Source organism: Paraburkholderia bonniea, assembly GCF_009455625.1.
In the GTDB taxonomy this organism is placed as follows: domain Bacteria; phylum Pseudomonadota; class Gammaproteobacteria; order Burkholderiales; family Burkholderiaceae; genus Paraburkholderia; species Paraburkholderia bonniea.
In genome coordinates this window covers 355,335-370,574 of sequence record NZ_QPEQ01000001.1, presented here as the reverse complement: position 1 = coordinate 370,574, position 15,240 = coordinate 355,335, and the positions used below count along the sequence as shown (strand labels likewise).

General features: G+C 57.6%; 14 protein-coding genes and 1 pseudogene. 5 read left to right on the top strand and 10 right to left on the bottom strand.

Annotated features, from left to right (window positions below; genetic code table 11):
- Positions 1-23: 23 nt before the first annotated feature.
- From cheW to GH656_RS01535, 7 genes and pseudogenes are all read right to left on the bottom strand, one after another.
- Positions 24-548, bottom strand: coding sequence for a chemotaxis protein CheW (cheW, locus tag GH656_RS01565; protein ID WP_153074279.1), 525 nt, complete (start codon positions 546-548; stop codon positions 24-26).
- A 57-nt stretch (positions 549-605) separates the two neighbouring features.
- Positions 606-2,813, bottom strand: a complete 2,208-nt coding sequence (gene cheA, locus GH656_RS01560) for a chemotaxis protein CheA (RefSeq protein WP_153074278.1) — start codon at positions 2,811-2,813, stop codon at positions 606-608.
- Between the two features lie 79 nt (positions 2,814-2,892).
- Positions 2,893-3,270 (bottom strand): response regulator, encoded by a 378-nt coding sequence (locus GH656_RS01555; protein WP_153074277.1) that lies wholly within the window; start codon positions 3,268-3,270, stop codon positions 2,893-2,895.
- Between the two features lie 49 nt (positions 3,271-3,319).
- Positions 3,320-4,327, bottom strand: coding sequence for a flagellar motor protein MotB (gene motB / locus GH656_RS01550; RefSeq protein WP_153074276.1), 1,008 nt, complete (start codon positions 4,325-4,327; stop codon positions 3,320-3,322).
- A gap of 94 nt (positions 4,328-4,421) precedes the next feature.
- A pseudogene (gene motA, locus GH656_RS01545) lies at positions 4,422-5,281 on the bottom strand (flagellar motor stator protein MotA).
- Positions 5,282-6,038: 757 nt separating this feature from the next.
- Complete coding sequence (flhD, locus tag GH656_RS01540) at positions 6,039-6,338, bottom strand: flagellar transcriptional regulator FlhD (protein WP_153074275.1); 300 nt, start codon at positions 6,336-6,338, stop codon at positions 6,039-6,041.
- 867 nt (positions 6,339-7,205) lie between these two features.
- Complete coding sequence (locus tag GH656_RS01535) at positions 7,206-7,508, bottom strand: H-NS histone family protein (protein ID WP_153074274.1); 303 nt, start codon at positions 7,506-7,508, stop codon at positions 7,206-7,208.
- A gap of 299 nt (positions 7,509-7,807) precedes the next feature.
- Here GH656_RS01535 and aqpZ point away from each other — a divergent pair, with 299 nt between their 5' ends.
- Positions 7,808-8,527 carry an aquaporin Z gene (gene aqpZ / locus GH656_RS01530; protein WP_153074273.1) on the top strand — a complete coding sequence of 240 codons (720 nt, stop codon included), beginning with the start codon at positions 7,808-7,810 and terminating at the stop codon, positions 8,525-8,527.
- A gap of 202 nt (positions 8,528-8,729) precedes the next feature.
- Here aqpZ and GH656_RS01525 read toward each other — a convergent pair whose 3' ends face one another.
- A complete protein-coding gene (locus GH656_RS01525) occupies positions 8,730-9,548 on the bottom strand; it encodes a Cof-type HAD-IIB family hydrolase (protein ID WP_153076508.1) in 819 nt (272 codons plus the stop codon).
- A gap of 44 nt (positions 9,549-9,592) precedes the next feature.
- A complete protein-coding gene (locus tag GH656_RS01520) occupies positions 9,593-10,483 on the bottom strand; it encodes a glucosamine kinase nucleotide-binding domain-containing protein (RefSeq protein WP_153074272.1) in 891 nt (296 codons plus the stop codon).
- 150 nt (positions 10,484-10,633) lie between these two features.
- Here GH656_RS01520 and GH656_RS01515 point away from each other — a divergent pair, with 150 nt between their 5' ends.
- The gene (locus GH656_RS01515; protein ID WP_153074271.1) at positions 10,634-11,206 is read left to right on the top strand and encodes a DNA-3-methyladenine glycosylase I; all 573 of its coding nucleotides are present in this window, start codon (positions 10,634-10,636) and stop codon (positions 11,204-11,206) included.
- Between the two features lie 257 nt (positions 11,207-11,463).
- Here GH656_RS01515 and rpsU read toward each other — a convergent pair whose 3' ends face one another.
- Positions 11,464-11,676 (bottom strand): 30S ribosomal protein S21, encoded by a 213-nt coding sequence (gene rpsU, locus GH656_RS01510; RefSeq protein WP_006050883.1) that lies wholly within the window; start codon positions 11,674-11,676, stop codon positions 11,464-11,466.
- A 694-nt stretch (positions 11,677-12,370) separates the two neighbouring features.
- On the opposite strand from rpsU, the gene GH656_RS01505 reads away from it, so the two are divergent.
- The 3 genes from GH656_RS01505 (at position 12,371) to fliT (ending at position 15,235) form a co-directional block, all read left to right on the top strand.
- Positions 12,371-13,189: a flagellin domain-containing protein gene (locus tag GH656_RS01505; RefSeq protein WP_153074270.1), complete on the top strand. Its 819-nt coding sequence runs from the start codon at positions 12,371-12,373 to the stop codon at positions 13,187-13,189.
- Positions 13,190-13,396: 207 nt separating this feature from the next.
- Positions 13,397-14,854 (top strand): flagellar filament capping protein FliD, encoded by a 1,458-nt coding sequence (fliD, locus tag GH656_RS01500; RefSeq protein ID WP_153074269.1) that lies wholly within the window; start codon positions 13,397-13,399, stop codon positions 14,852-14,854.
- 84 nt (positions 14,855-14,938) lie between these two features.
- The gene (fliT, locus tag GH656_RS01495) at positions 14,939-15,235 is read left to right on the top strand and encodes a flagellar protein FliT (RefSeq protein WP_174769673.1); all 297 of its coding nucleotides are present in this window, start codon (positions 14,939-14,941) and stop codon (positions 15,233-15,235) included.
- The last annotated feature ends 5 nt before the right edge of the window (positions 15,236-15,240 follow it).

Sequence of the window (15,240 nt, the reverse complement as noted above, 5' to 3'; positions counted from 1 at the left end):
TGCAAAGCGCTCAGCGCCCTGTTTCAAGCCGCCGCGATTGTTTCGATCAAGGCCATCTCGCGGCTGGTCATCAGTTTTTCGATGTCCATCAAGATCAGCATCCGGCCTTCAACCGTGCCAAGGCCAGTGAGATATTCAATCGACAGCGTCGCGCCAAATTCAGGCGCGGGCATGATCTGCTCCGCACTCAGCGTCAACACATCCGACACGCCATCCACCACCATCCCCACCACCCGGTGCGCCACGTTCAGGATGATGACGACCGTTTGCGAGCCGTACTCAACGCTGCCCAGATGAAACTTAATGCGCATGTCCACGATCGGCACGATGATGCCGCGCAGATTGATAACGCCCTTGATGAAATCCGGCGCATTGGCAATCCGCGTGACGTTGTCGTAACCGCGAATTTCCTGCACCTTCAAGATCTCAATGCCGTATTCCTCGGCCCCCAGCGTGAACACCAGAAACTCCTGGCCCGCGGCTTCTGCCTGATGCGCGGCATGCTGGCCTGTCTTGCTGCTCGGATGAATGGATTGCACTGCTGCCACGTTAGCCCCCAACCGGTTGGGTGAAGTGAGAAAAAAATATGAGGTTCATCTAAGGCATCACGCGAAATTCAGCGCTGCACCATGCAGTGCACGCGTTTCGCGGTTCAACCCGGCGACGTCGACAATCAGCGCCACACTGCCATCGCCCAGAATGGTCGCCGCCGAGATGCCATGCACCTTGCGATAGTTGGTTTCAAGATTTTTCACCACCACCTGCTGCTGGCCCACGAGCTCATCGACCAGCATCGCAAAGCGCCGCCCTTCGGCCTGCAGGATCGTGACGATGCCTTGAGTCGGATCGGCGCGCGCACCTTCCACCGCAAACACTTCGTGCAAAGGCACCAGCGGCAGATACTCGCCACGCACCCGCACCACGCGATCGTTATTCGCCACGGTGTAAATGTCCTGCGCGAGCGGTTGCAACGACTCCATCACGAAGTTCAGCGGCAGGATAAAAATCTCTGCGCCGACTTTGACTGACATGCCATCGAGAATCGCCAGCGTGAGCGGCAGCACGATCCGGGTGGTGGTGCCATGACCAGCGCGCGAGGTGATCTCAACATGACCGCCCATCGCCTGGATGTTGCGTTTGACCACATCCATCCCAACCCCACGGCCGGAAATATCGGTGACCTGATCGGCGGTTGAAAAGCCCGGCATGAAAATCAGGCTCCACACTTCGTCGTCGCTCATGGTCTCGCTGAGTGCCATGCCTTGCTTGCGCGCCTTCGCCAGAATCCGTTCCCGATGCAGCCCCGCGCCGTCATCGCTGACCTCGATCACGATGTTGCCGCCGTGATGAGCCGCCGATAACACCAGTTGCCCGGTGGCATCCTTGCCAGCCGCGAGCCGCGCCGCGACGGTCTCGATGCCGTGATCCAGGCTGTTGCGCACGAGGTGCGTGAGCGGGTCGATGATGCGTTCGATCAAGCTCTTGTCGAGCTCCGTCGCCTGACCAAACGTCACCAGTTCAACGTCCTTGCCGAGCTTCGCAGCAAGATCGCGCACCAGACGCGGAAAGCGGCTGAACACGTAATCCATCGGCATCATGCGGATCGACATCACCGCTTCCTGCAAGTCGCGCGCGTTGCGCTCAAGCTGCGCCATGCCGTTAAACAACCGGTCGTTGAGCGCCGGATCGAGCGTGCTAGCGGTTTGCGCCAGCATCGCCTGAGTAATCACCAACTCGCCCACCAGGTTAATCAACTGATCGACTTTCTCCACGCCAACGCGAATCGAGCTGCCTTCGGTTGCCGCACCCGTGCCGGATGCCGTGCGAGGTTTACGCGGGTTATTGGGGGTTGCTGCCGCTACCGGTGCGGCCTCGGCTGCTGTCTGTGCTTGCGTCTGCTCTTGTGCCTCAGTTTGTAGTTCGGCTTGCAATTCGGCTGATGCATTCAGCGCTGCCGCAATTTCAGGCTCAAACTGAATTTCAGCAGATGTCTGCTCAATTTCCGGCGTAGTGTGCGGCTCAGGCTGCACACCGCGATCAATCACGATCTGCTCTTCGTCAATCACGAAGCAGCACACCGCCACGATATCGTCTGGCGCAACGTCGGTTTCCAGCCAGAGCGTGAGGTCCGCGCCCGTGCTCACCTGGCCCGCGACACGGCCCAGGTTACCCAGCTCATCAACCAGCAATTCCTGGTCTTTAGCCGCCACGCCGCGCAACGTGATCTTTAGATGAGCGCCGTTAATAGCCGGCGCTACCGGCGTGTTAAGCGCTTGCGCATCAGCATCAGCGGCCTGGCCCTGCACCACATTCAGCGCTTGCGTCAGCACATGCGCGGGCGGCCAGGCGGCGGCGGTTTCTGCTGTATGTCCTGCTGTATGTCCTGCGGCAGGAATCACAGCCGCGACTTCAGCAACACTGGGTTCCTGCGCATTCAGATGTTCGAGCATCGCGCAAATCGCTTGCGCGGCAGCGGCATCCGGCTCGCTACCTGCGCGGTAATCAGACAATTGCGCCGACAACACATCCTTGGTTTCAAGAAAGATGTCGATCATCTCGCGCCGTAACACGAGGTCGTGATTGCGAGCGCGATCCAGCAGCGATTCAAGAATGTGCGTGGTGTCAGTCAGCGCAGCAAAGCCAAACGTCGCCGCGCCGCCCTTAATCGAATGCACCGCACGAAAAATAGCGCCGAGGTCTTCGGGGTCCGGGTCGTCGAGATTCAGATCGAGCAGGCACTGTTCCATCTGCGCCAGCAACTCGTCGGCCTCATCGAAAAACGTCTGATAGAACTGGGTGATATCGAGTGTCATGCCTGAAACGCCGCGAAAACTACAGTTGGGCCTTGAAGACAGCGCGCGCATGCTGCACCACACCGCATCCCGGCCGGATTCATGCCCCACCCGCAGGAACCAGAGCTGCCACCAGCTCCGCCAACATCTCCGGGTCAAGCGGCTTTTCGATCCAGCCAGTAGCCCCAGCCGCCCGGGCCGCAGCCTTGAACGGCGCGCCTGATTCGGTGGTGAGCAGAAGAATCGGCGTGGCCTGATAGGCCTCCGTGCGGCGTAAGGCCGCGATCAAATCGAGCCCGCATTTGCCCGGCATGTGCTGGTCTGTCAGCACCAGATCAAATGGCGTCGCCAGCGCGTTATCCAGCCCGCTTTGCCCATCGTTAGCGAGCGTGACGCGATAGCCCGCGCTGGTCAGCGTCGCTGACAAGATTTCCCGCATCGCGGCCGAATCATCAATGGCCAGAATGTGCCTAATCATGAAACCCCTCATTGCACTTGCCAGCGGCCCAGTGGGTCGCCGCATAACGTCATTGCAGCGCGACCGGATGCATCTTTGCGGCACCGTCGAGCGGTTGCACCACCTTGTGCAACAACGGCTTGGCGGACCCGGCCGCGTCATCGGACAAGATGGTCGTCGTGGTGTCGTCGCGCAGCATCGCGTCTTCCGATTTGCGGTTCAGCACGATGATGCTGATGCGGCGATTTTCCGGATCTAACGGATCGGCTTTATTCAGGTTTTGCGTCGAAGCCAGCCCGAGCACACGCAACACCTTGGCGTCATCCATGCCACCGCTGATGAGGTCGCGCCGCGACGCATTGGCCCGATCGGCAGACAACTCCCAGTTGCTGTAACCGCGTTCACCACCGGCGTACTGCACGGCATCGGTATGCCCTTGCACCACGATCCGGTTCGGCACTTCATTCAGCGTCGCACCGATCTCATGCAGGATGTCGCGCATATAGGGCTGCACCACCGCTTGCGCCGTAGCGAACATCGGGCGTTTTTGCGAATCAACGATCTCTATGCGCAGCCCCTGCAACGTCGAATCAATCCGGATCTGCTGCTTGAACTGGCGTAGTACTGGGTTGGCTTCGATCGCAGCCATCAACTTGATTTGCAGATCGTGCAGGCGAGCCTGCTCACGCCGGTCCTGCAAGTTCTGCATTTGTTTGGCCGAAAACATATCGTCTGGCTGCACAGTGCGTTCAGCCAGACGCGTCGTGCCATCGGTGTTACGCGTGACGCCTTGACGATCCGTCGAGATATCACGCCCACCACCCCGCACCACACTGGATTCTTCCGCGCTGCGCTCACCACCCCACAGCGACACCTTGAGCGGCTGGTTGAAGTATTCAGCGATGCCTTTGAGCTGGACTGTCGTGGCCGAACTCAGCAGCCACATCAACAGAAAGAACGCCATCATCGCGGTCATGAAGTCGGCATAAGCGAGCTTCCACGCGCCACCGTGATGGCCTTTTTTTGCGGGAGCGGAACGCTTGACGATAATCGTGCTGGCTTTATCGCGGGTGCTCATCGTTGCAAGCTCCTCGTGGCATAGCGGGCGCGGCGTGTTTGATGGCTCGGTTGGTGGCCTATTTCACGGCTTATTTCGCAGGTCATTTCGCGGGTCATTTCGCTTTCACCCGGCGCACGTGTTCTTCAAGTTCGAGAAACGAAGGACGTTCGCTCGAAAACAGCACCTTGCGGCCAAACTCAACTGCAATGGCAGGCGCATAGCCATTCAGGCTCGCCAGAATCGTCACCTTGATGCACTGAAACATCTTGGTCGACTCCGTGACACGCTGCTCCGCGACACTCGCCAGCGGGCCGATCAGCCCATACGACAACAAGATGCCAAGGAACGTACCCACTAGCGCCTGGGCAATCATCTCGCCTAGCACGGCAGGCGGCTTATCGGCGGAGGCCATCGTATGCACCACACCCATCACCGCCGCGACGATGCCGAACGCGGGCATCGCATCCCCGACCTTGGCCAGCGCATGCGCTGGCGCTTCACCTTCGGCATGATGGGTTTCGATCTCCTCGTCCATCAGGCTTTCGATTTCGAACGCATTCATGTTGCCGCCAACCATCAAGCGCAGATAGTCGGTGAGGAACTCGATGATGTGTTTGTCTGCGAGGATTTTGGGGTACTGGGTGAAGATCGGGCTATTTGCCGGATCGTCGATATCAGCTTCGAGCGTCAACGTGCCTTCCTTGCGCGCCTTCGTCAGCAAGACATACAGGAGCGCCATGAGCTCCATGTAGACCTCTTTGTCGTATTTCCCCGCCTTGAATAGCGTTGGGATTACGCGCAGCGTTGCCTTGATCGTGCGCATGCCATTACCGAGGATGAATGCCCCACCCCTGCGCCGACGATCATCAGCACCTCCACCGGCTGGATCAGTGCGCCTAGATGGCCGCCCGCCAGCGCATAACCGCCGAAGACGGACAACAGCGTGACGAGTGTTCCCACGAAGATCAGCACGGTACAGCCCTCACAATGAAGCGACGTTGACCGTCGTTAATTGGGTTTACGGCACCGGGTCTGAAAACTTTGATGCAAACCAGGAAATAAATGCGGTGGGGGTTGGTTAGCTGGCTGGTTGGTTGGCTGGCTGGTTGGTTAGCTGGCTGGTTGGTTAGCTGGTTGGTTGGCTGCTTAACCAGTTAGCTGGCTGGCTGACTGGTTGGCTGGTTGGCTGGTTGGCTGGTTGGCTGGTTGGCTGGTTGGCTGGTTGGCTGGTTCGCTGGTTCGCTGGTTCGCTGGTTCGCTGGTTGGCGGTTGGCGGTTGGCTGGTTCGTTGGTTGGTGGTTGGCCGGTTGGCCGGTTGGCCGGTTGGCCGGTTGGCCGGTTGGCGGTTGGCGGTTGGCGGTTGGCGGTTGGCGGTTGGCGGTTGGCGGTTGGCCGGTTGGCGGTTGGCCGGTTGGCGGTTGGCTGGTTAGCTGGTTAGCTGGTTAGCTAGTTGGCTGGTTGGCCGGTTGGCTGGTTGGCCGGTTGACTGCTTAACGGCTTAACCAGTTAGCTGGTTAGCTGGCTCGCCTATTAGCTGGTTGGTTGGCTGATTGGCTAGTTAGCCGATTAGCCCGGTGGTTGGTTCGCTGGTTCGCTGGTGACTTAGCCGGTTAGCCCATTAGCCAGTTAGCTGCTGAACTAGTTAGCTGGTTAGCCGGACTGGCCAGTTAACTGATTGACTGGTTGGCCGATTGACCCATTAGCCGGTTCACCGGTTGGCCTAGCCAGTTCAGCCTGCTCGCTGCACGGTCTGGTTTGCGCCGAGCTGCGTCTCAATCGGCCCCTTCGCGGCGAGAGAAGAAAGAATCGCGTGGCCATCAAAACGGAAGCGGCACAGCATCTGGTTCGATGCCGCGAGCTTGCTCACCTGCGCAAGCGAAAGGTTCACCAGCACATCGGCCAGCGGTGCGGCGATCCCCATGCGGGCCATCGCAACCTCTCGGTCTTCGCGCAGCAAATGCTGGGCAAGCAGCAGATAAGACAGGTTCATTTCCCTGATCTCATCGAGCATTTCACTGGTGGCGCTCACTCATTTCCTCTGGTCAGTCTGGCAAATCGGACACGGCCGTGATACGGCGCGGCAACCCATGCGGTTTTATGCGGATCGCAGTAACAGGTCTGGATGCATGGTTCCATTGTCCCGAAAGAGAAAGTCACGGAGAAGCGGACAGAGACCCCGTAGTAGCGCCAGAAACGAATACTTTTTTTGTAGGTGTTTTTCCTACATGCGTAACGAGCTGGGAGATATGGCGGGCAGCGATGCCTGGCTACGGTGAGCTCGCCCGGGCTGCGTGGTTTGGTCAGGCTGGAGCACTTCACATGCGCTGCTGAGCGTATTCGACGGTGTTTGCCGTGGGGGTAGTGGCCGCAGCAGGAGCAGCGGCAACGCGATGATTCATGAGGCGAAGTGCCAGCGCTGACACCAACCACAAACGCGATGCCTGCATTTGCTACCGCGCGGCACTACCCGCCACAGCAGCAACACGGAACAGGCCATCGCAACCGGCCATCATCCAGGCGAACGGTTTGCTCAACGTTTGCCCAACAAATCAGAAGAAGGGAATTTGAATCTTGCTTTAATGCCCGAACTGCAGCGCGATTTTTTCCTGTGAAAATTTATGTGGCATTAACTGAATCCGCATGCCCCGCGCTAATGCGCCGGATCATCCGGCCTGATGTGAAGAAAAACAGGATGCTCACTGCATGCAATAAAACCGGCATGCGGAAGCGCGCTCCTCATTCGAACCGGGAATACTCACGGTAAAAATAAAAAAAGCCACCTGAAAGGTGGCTTTTTACGGGCAACGATGGCATGGAAGCATTACCCTTTCACTTCGACATCAGGCCAATAATTCGAATAAATTCGAGTTGTCTGAAGTTAAACCTGTGTCAGACGTCATGCCTTGCCGATCAAAAAGCGCTCACGATTTTTACCGCTAATCCACTTCGGCGGCTTACCGCGACCACTCCAGGTATTGCCAGTTTTTGGATCGTGATACTTCGGCGGCAGCGGCTCTTTTCTGGGAGGCCGCCCGCGCCGCGCCGCGGCAACGAACCCCAGGTCTTGCGCGGTAAGGCCGTACTCTTCGATTTGGGCTTTGATTTCTTCAATCACCTTGTTAATTTCAGCCTGCCTGACTTGATCTGCCTGCACCTGCAGTTTGGCGATCTGGGCTTTTAGATCCGCATATTGCGCCATTACTCCTCCTTCTATTGACATGTGCAGGAAGACTAGCGCTAACGAATAAAATTCGCAATGAAAACAATATGAGATTTACATTGATCGCGGTAGATAAAGCATATTAAACACGCTCGTTTTTTAAAAGCCTGACATACCGGGCAAAGTCAATTGTCAAAAAATTGCAGCAGTTAACTTGTTATTGACAATAATTGACATGTTGCGTCATTGTTTCGCCTAAAATTTCGCCCGCGAAACTGGTCATTGGCATTCACACCAATCCCATTTCGTTTATTTCACTTTTCAGGAAGATATCCATAATGCAATTATCTAAACGTCTCGCAGCCGAAATGTTCGGCACCTTCTGGCTGGTACTAGGCGGCTGCGGCAGCGCCGTGCTCGCAGCCAATTTCGCCGGCCCGGTGCATGGCCTCGGCATTGGTTTTGTCGGGGTTTCGCTCGCGTTCGGTCTGACCGTGCTCACCATGGCATTCGCCATCGGCCATATCTCTGGCTGCCACCTGAACCCTGCGGTCAGCGTGGGCTTGACTGTCGCTGGACGCTTTCCCGTACGCGACCTCGTGCCATACATCGTGGCTCAGCTGGTTGGCGCGATCATCGGGGCGTTTGTGCTTGCGCTAATCGCTTCAGGCAAGCCAGGCTTTGACCTCGTTGCGAGCGGCTTTGCCAGCAACGGCTACGGCGAGCGCTCACCAGGCCACTACACACTGGCCGCGGCGTTTATCTGTGAAGTGGTCATGACCGCGTTTTTCCTGTTTGTCATTCTTGGCGCGACTGACAAACGCGCCCCCGCAGGCTTTGCGCCAATCGCAATCGGCCTGTGCCTGACACTGATTCACTTGATCTCGATTCCCGTCACCAATACTTCGGTCAACCCGGCACGTTCAACCGGCCCGGCGCTGTTCGTGGGCGGCGAAGCCATTGGCCAGTTGTGGCTGTTCTGGGTCGCACCGATCATCGGCGCAGCCATCGCCGGGATCATCTATCCGCTGGTAGCAGGCAACCGCCGCGAAAGCTAACAGGATTCAGGCAGGCAGATTGATATGAGAACGGGCACTTTTTCAAGTGCCCGTTTTTTTTGGTTACGCCGGGGAATGGTTGATGCTGTGGCCAGTTCTCATGCGACGAGGCATTCCCACAAGCACCGCAGCAGCGGGAGGCCCCGGGGTAAGTAGTGCCGGGTAGCAGCGGAAAATGCCAGGAAGCGCCAGGAAGCAGCGCTTACGCCAGTTCGTCGTTCAGCGAGAACAGCTTGCGCAGATGATGCGCGACCCCGGCTTCGAAGTTATTGCCGATGCGCGGCACGTCAGGCAGGCGCGTCATCAGGTCGGGATTAGCGTTGTTCATCATGAATGGATGCCCTGCAGTTTCAAGCAGATCAATGTCATTCATGTTGTCGCCAAATGCCACACAGCGCAGAGTGCTAACGCCAAGACGCCCAAGCACGAATTGCAGCGCGCGGCCTTTCGACACATTCGAGGTCATCACTTCAAGGCAGTCGGGCAGCGAATAAGTGACATACAGCGCAGTACCAAAAACACGCTCCAGATTGGCCGCGACCTGCGCCAGATCGGCTGGCTCACCGATATACAAAACCTTCGCAATGCCGCTGCCGTGATGTTGCTGCAAGTCGGACACTTCGTAGCCAAAGCCGGAATCCTGATGCAGCCGTAATAGTTCTGGCGCATGCCGGTCAATCAACCAAGCGTCATCGGCAAAGAGATTGACGATCACCCGGCCATGCGCGCCAGTCAACGCAGGCTGTACGAGTTGCCGCACAACATCGGGCGGCAGGTTATCAGCGAACACCATGGTGTCATCTGGCGCGTGTACCCGAGCACCGTTCGAGGTCACCAGATATGGACGGATGCCCAGTACGTCACGAATTCCGGCGACATCGCGGTAGTGCCGCCCAGTGGCGATGATGAAATGCAGCCCTTGCGCTTCCAGTTGCCGCACCGTAGCGATGGTGAACGGATCGACCTGGTGGTCGCCGTTGAGCAAGGTTCCGTCCAGATCAGTAGCAATCACTTCGTACATAGTGGGGCCGCCAGGCAGCGTCAAAGCGCGCATTTTAGCGTTGATTACCGCGTAGCTTCGCGGCTCAACCGGTCCGCTTCCTGCCGCGCCAGTTGCAGAGCCCCCTGCGCCGAATCACCCAGTGGCACGCATAAGCGCTGCCGCAACGGCTGCGGCACAAACGCGTGCAACGGCGCGGCAAGCCCGCCACATAACGCCACCGGGAGTTCCGACGAAGCATCCAGCGCTGTCACCATTTTGGCGATCTCCGCCCCGGCATCGCTGAGCAGCTGCGCGGCAAACGGATGCGCCTGATGCGCAAAAACGATCGGAGCCAGCGCGGCGTATGCCGTTTGATTTGCGTTGCAAAGCCAGGCGATCAGGCTGTCGCGGTCTTGCGCACCAACCTGTGTCAACAACGCACGCGCCAGCGAGTCGTCTGCCACCCGGCCATCCAGCGCCTGCTGCGCATGCACAATCGCGCGCAAACCGAGCCATGCCCCGCTTGCTTCATCGCCCGAAGGAAAGCCATATCCGCTCGCCATCCGCCAGGCCCCCATCTGACCCGCTGCCGCCACGCTCCCAGTGCCCAGCGCGACGATCACGCCCGGCCCACCGCCATGTGCGCCGAGCAACGTGGTGTAGGCGTCGCTCTCAACCACCAGCCCGGCAAAATCAGGTGCCTGCTGACGAAACTGGGCAAGCCAGACGGGATTATTCGCGCCCGCAAGGCCGCACCCCAGGACACAGCGCGACCACTCGGGTGCCACACCAGCCATGGCAAAAGCTTCACGGCAACTCGCGGTGATCGCCTGCCATGCGGGGCCAATGCCCAGGCCAAGCCCGGACGGGCCGCCCACTGCATGAGCGAGAACCAGCCCGCCAGAATCAGCCATCACAACCCGCGAGCCCGTGCCGCCACCGTCCAGGCCCAGAAGAAAGAAATTGGTATTCATCAAAACAGAAGAACGCTGAGAAAACGAAAGATGGCGCAAGCATGACAGCTCCAGCACATCGCGGTAACTGGCCAATTGGCCAGGTTGCAGCGCGAGGCTATTCCGCTATGCTGCGACGACCTCATTGACATCACCAGGCAGGAGCCACACGTGACACACCGCTGTAGCTGGGCAACGAGCGAAGCGCTCGCACACTATCACGACACCGAATGGGGCAAAGCCTCGCACGACGACCAGCATTTGTTCGAAATGCTGACGCTCGAAGGCGCGCAAGCCGGGCTTTCGTGGTCAACCATTCTGAACAAGCGCGAGGGATATCGCCGGGCGTTTGCCAACTTCGACATCGCGGTAGTCGCGCGCTTCACGCCGCAGCAGGTAGATGCACTCACGCTGGACGCCAGCATTGTCCGGCATCGCGGCAAGATTGCCTCGGTTATCACCAATGCTCAGGCGGTACAGCGGATTCAGGCAGAGCATGGCTCACTGGCCCATTTCATCTGGTCTTTCGTCGGGCACGAAGCGCTTGTGAACAACTGGGCCACCTACCAGAACGCCCCCACCTCAACCGAGATTTCCGATGCACTGAGCCGTGCGCTCAAAGGGTATGGCTGCAAATTCGTGGGCACGACGATCTGTTACGCGTTTATGCAGGCAATCGGCATGGTGAACGACCATCAAAGCGACTGCGCCTTTCGCCATTCATCAATCGAGTCAGGCAGATGAGCTGCATGGCTAGCTCGGAAGGTTATCTTCGCCGCATGCACAGCAAGGCTTGAAAAGTACTCGGGAGGAATTGATGCACCACGGCCAAACCGTTACCAACAGGCTTTCGATGGTCCAGGGGGAAATGAGGGAGAGATAAAAAAAACGAACTGCACCGAACAGTGCAGCTGATTCAACTTAAAAAGTTGATAGAAACGCAAACAGCGGTGGGCTTCTTTCGAAGCTCACACCGCTGTCGGACTTGCCTGAAAACGTGCTTAGTGCAGTTTTTTCGGCAGCATCTGGCTGCGCAGACGCTTGTGCAAGCGCTTTACAGCAGCAGCTTTTTTGCGCTTACGAGCCGTTGTCGGCTTTTCGTAAGACTGGCGCTCACGCAATTCAGCGATCAGGCCATTTTTTTCGATTGCGCGACGAAAGCGGCGGATCGCCACTTCGAACGGCTCGTTTTCCTTCAGAAGAATCGTTGTCATGTAATTCCTACAAATCGCTTGGTTCGGTTAATTGCGTGGCGGCAAGTCCACTCACGCGCCGGCCCTCCGGTTATTTCAGCCTGTAAGACCCCAGATGAAACAAGCGGTAAAACGGCCACGGAGTCCGGAAAAGAGAGGTGGAGGTTCACCGCGAAACACAAGCGGCGCTTAAGCGCCGCTTTTCGTCCGGTTGCCGCTCAACACCAAAAACGATGATGAAACAGGCAAAGATCTCAATTCACTCTCGATGATACCAGAAACACAATTCGTCAACCAAACATTTTAACAGCTCAAATAGCCTTCCGCATCACCTAAACCCGCCTTTCTCCAACCAGCCAAGGCCCTGCACGGCTGTGCCATACAAGAAAAAACGAAAAACAAAGGGCAGAGCCGATAAATACATGGCCTCTCGCACAGGCGCCCCGCCATTTACCCCATCACCACGACCACAACACGGTCACAACAAAGCCACAACGCGCTGCCCAATCTACCGGCATCCACAAGCCCTCCGGCACCACATCTCGACGCTGCCACGCGCACCTGCCCGCCCTTCCCGCTCATTTTTTCTACTGCCCCTAAAGTTTTCTTTGAATGCCGCCGACAACCAGGAAAGGCAGGTAGCGCCGATCTTCAAAAAGCGTGACGCCGAATTCGAACCCGCCGATACCCAAGGCGCTTTCCAAGCGAGGAAAAAATGCTGAATATCAACACCAACATCATGTCCGAAACGACACAGAACAATCTGTCGGGTTCGAAAAATGCACTGTCACTTGCGATTAACCGTCTGTCGTCAGGCAAACGCGTGACATCCGCTGCCGATGACGCAGCGGGTCTGGCGATCGCAACATCGCAAACGGCGTCGATCAACGCACTCAATCAAGGTGTGGCGAACGCGAACAACGGCATTTCGATGGTGCAAACCACCAACGGCGCGCTGCAATCGGTGGTCGACAACTTGCAACGTATTCGTCAACTCGCCGTTGAAGCAGGCGACGGTTCGCTGGATTCGAATGCACGTGCCAACCTGCAAAGCGAAGTGACCACACGTTTGACAGAAATCTCACGTGTCGCTGCTCAAACCACTTTCAATGGCCAAAAGGTTCTGAACGGTATCGGCACCATCGGCTTCCAGATCGGCGCGTTTGCCAATCAGCAAATCACGGCAGACTTCGGCACGCTGCAATGGGATTCGACCAGCCTGGCCATCAACACGCTTTCCGTGAGCGATGCCGCATCCGCGCAAACCGCGATGACCTCGATTGATGGGGTGCTGGTTAAAGTGAACACCTTGCAAGCGCAACTGGGCGCAACGCAAAATACGTTCACGGCCGCGATCTCAACCACTCAGGCACAATCGACCAACATGTCGGCTGCACGCTCACAAATCATGGACGCGGACTTCGCTACAGAAACCGCGAACCTGAGCAAGGCGCAAGTGCTGCAACAAGCTGGTATTTCGGTGCTCGCCCAGGCTAACTCAACACCGCAACAAGTGTTGAAGCTCCTGCAATAAGACTGACTGAGCACTAGTCTGATTCACGGCGGCCACCTGGCCGCCGTGTTGCCAAAGCCGTCATCAAGATCAAGCTGTGATGCAGTCGCCACCAAGGACCAGCAGCGGCCTTAAGTGACCTTAAGCAGGCAGCTGCATCAGGCCAAACCAGACGGCTTTGGCAACACCGATTCCGCGCTATCTCTCGCGTTCGAAGGAGCTTTCAGCATGGCCATTACCTCAATGTCATCCACGCCATCCGCCAGCGATATCGCGGACATGCTGGCGCAAGCCGCCCAGTCGATCATCAGTGGTTCTACGAATTCGACGATGGACGTCGACTCTCTGGTGAAAGCGCTAGTCACCGCGAGAACAGCGGCGCAAGGCTCGGCCATCGCGCTCAAGCAATCCGCCGATACCGCCACGTTGTCGGCGCTCGGTACGCTGAAGTCAGCCATCACCACATTTAAAACGGCACTGGCAGGACTGGCCGACGGCTCCGCGCTATCCAAGCTCAGCACCACAGCAAGCGGCAGCGGAATCACTGCCAGCATTTCTAACGGTGCAGTAGCAGGCAGTTACGCGCTGAATGTCACTTCGGTGGCCAGTGCGCACAAAATTTCGTCGCAGGGCTTTAGCAGCGGCACAGCACTCGGTACTGGTACGCTCAACGTGTCACTGGGTAGCCCTGGCGGCAAATCAATGCAGGTGGAAGTCACAGCGACAAGCACGCTGGCCAGCATTGCCGCCTCCATTAATGCCGGCTCAGGCAACCCGGGGGTCACTGCCTCCGTCATCACCGCAGCCGATGGCCAGCATCTGGTCGTGAGCTCGAACGCCACCGGCGAAGCCAATACAGTCGCGCTCACCACCAGCGGTTCTCTGAATCCGAACCTCGCGTCATCCACGTTTAGCCAGGTCGTGCCTGCCCGGGACGCCGTGCTGACCATCGACGGCAATCTGGTCAAAAGTGCCAGCAATTCGATTTCAGGCGCGCTCAGCGGCGTCACGATCAACCTTGATGCAACAGCCGGCACGCCGCCCAACAACCAGCAAACACTCACGTTTGCGACCGATTCCAGCGCAACCGTTGCAGCCGTCACTAATTTCGCCACGGCGTACAGCGCCTACATCACAGCAGCAAAAGGTTTGTCATCCTACGCGTTGAAAGATGGCACGACAGACCAGCACGTTGCTGGCCCGTTGCTCGGTGATGCAATGCTGCAGGGGCTAAATAGCGCGATCACCAGTGCGGTCAGTGGCGGGATCAAGGTTGATGGCAAAACTTTCAGCCTTTCTTCCATTGGTCTGAATCTGCAAGCAGATGGCACGATCAAGGTAAACAACGACGTGCTCACCAAAGCAGTGGCTACCAATAGCGATGCCATCGCTGGTCTGTTTAATAAAACCAATGGCATCGCCAAAACACTGACGAATGTCATCGAGCCATATGTGCAGCAAGATGGCATTTTTGACACGCGCACCGCGGTACTCACAGCCGACCAGAAATCGCTCAGCAAACAGTCAGCCAATCTGGCCGCATTGCAGGCGGAGCTGACCGACCAGTACAACAAGCAGTTCACCGCGCTCAATACGCTGATGGCCGGGCTACAGGACAACATCAAGTACCTGACGCAGCTGTTCGGTGGCCAAAGCTCCGCTGGCGCGCTCGCTACCAACAAGTAATAGATAAAGAGTAATGGCTAACGGGTAACGGCAACACGTTCCGTCACCCGTCATTCACAGGCTCAACCCGCTGGAATAAATCTCATGGTTCCTGAATCACTGACGCAAGCGTTCACGCTGACTCAAGCTATCGAAGCTGCAGCAACGCGAAGCGACTGGGTGAAAGCGGCGGCGCTGGTTGAAACTCGCGCGCCATTGCTGAAATCACTCCAGCCGCCCCAGCCCCCTGAGGCGCTCGACATCATCCGGGCGATTCAGCGCATCGACAGCGCAGTGGCGATCCATGCCCAGGCTGAAAAAGATGCGATGGCGGTGCGGCAAAGCCATGCCATGCAGCAAATCGAATCAGTCAGCCTGTATCAGACCACCGGTATGCTTTAACCCCG

Coding starts and splice junctions, on each gene's coding strand:
- GH656_RS01535 (WP_153074274.1), bottom strand. CDS start 7,508: ATGGCGCAATATGCGGATCTAAAAGCCCAGATCGCCAAACTGCAGGTG.
- fliT (WP_174769673.1), top strand. CDS start 14,939: ATGGTTCCTGAATCACTGACGCAAGCGTTCACGCTGACTCAAGCTATC.
- GH656_RS01555 (WP_153074277.1), bottom strand. CDS start 3,270: ATGATTAGGCACATTCTGGCCATTGATGATTCGGCCGCGATGCGGGAA.
- aqpZ (WP_153074273.1), top strand. CDS start 7,808: ATGCAATTATCTAAACGTCTCGCAGCCGAAATGTTCGGCACCTTCTGG.
- GH656_RS01520 (WP_153074272.1), bottom strand. CDS start 10,483: ATGAATACCAATTTCTTTCTTCTGGGCCTGGACGGTGGCGGCACGGGC.
- cheA (WP_153074278.1), bottom strand. CDS start 2,813: ATGACACTCGATATCACCCAGTTCTATCAGACGTTTTTCGATGAGGCC.
- GH656_RS01525 (WP_153076508.1), bottom strand. CDS start 9,548: ATGTACGAAGTGATTGCTACTGATCTGGACGGAACCTTGCTCAACGGC.
- GH656_RS01505 (WP_153074270.1), top strand. CDS start 12,371: ATGCTGAATATCAACACCAACATCATGTCCGAAACGACACAGAACAAT.
- fliD (WP_153074269.1), top strand. CDS start 13,397: ATGGCCATTACCTCAATGTCATCCACGCCATCCGCCAGCGATATCGCG.
- rpsU (WP_006050883.1), bottom strand. CDS start 11,676: ATGACAACGATTCTTCTGAAGGAAAACGAGCCGTTCGAAGTGGCGATC.
- motB (WP_153074276.1), bottom strand. CDS start 4,327: ATGAGCACCCGCGATAAAGCCAGCACGATTATCGTCAAGCGTTCCGCT.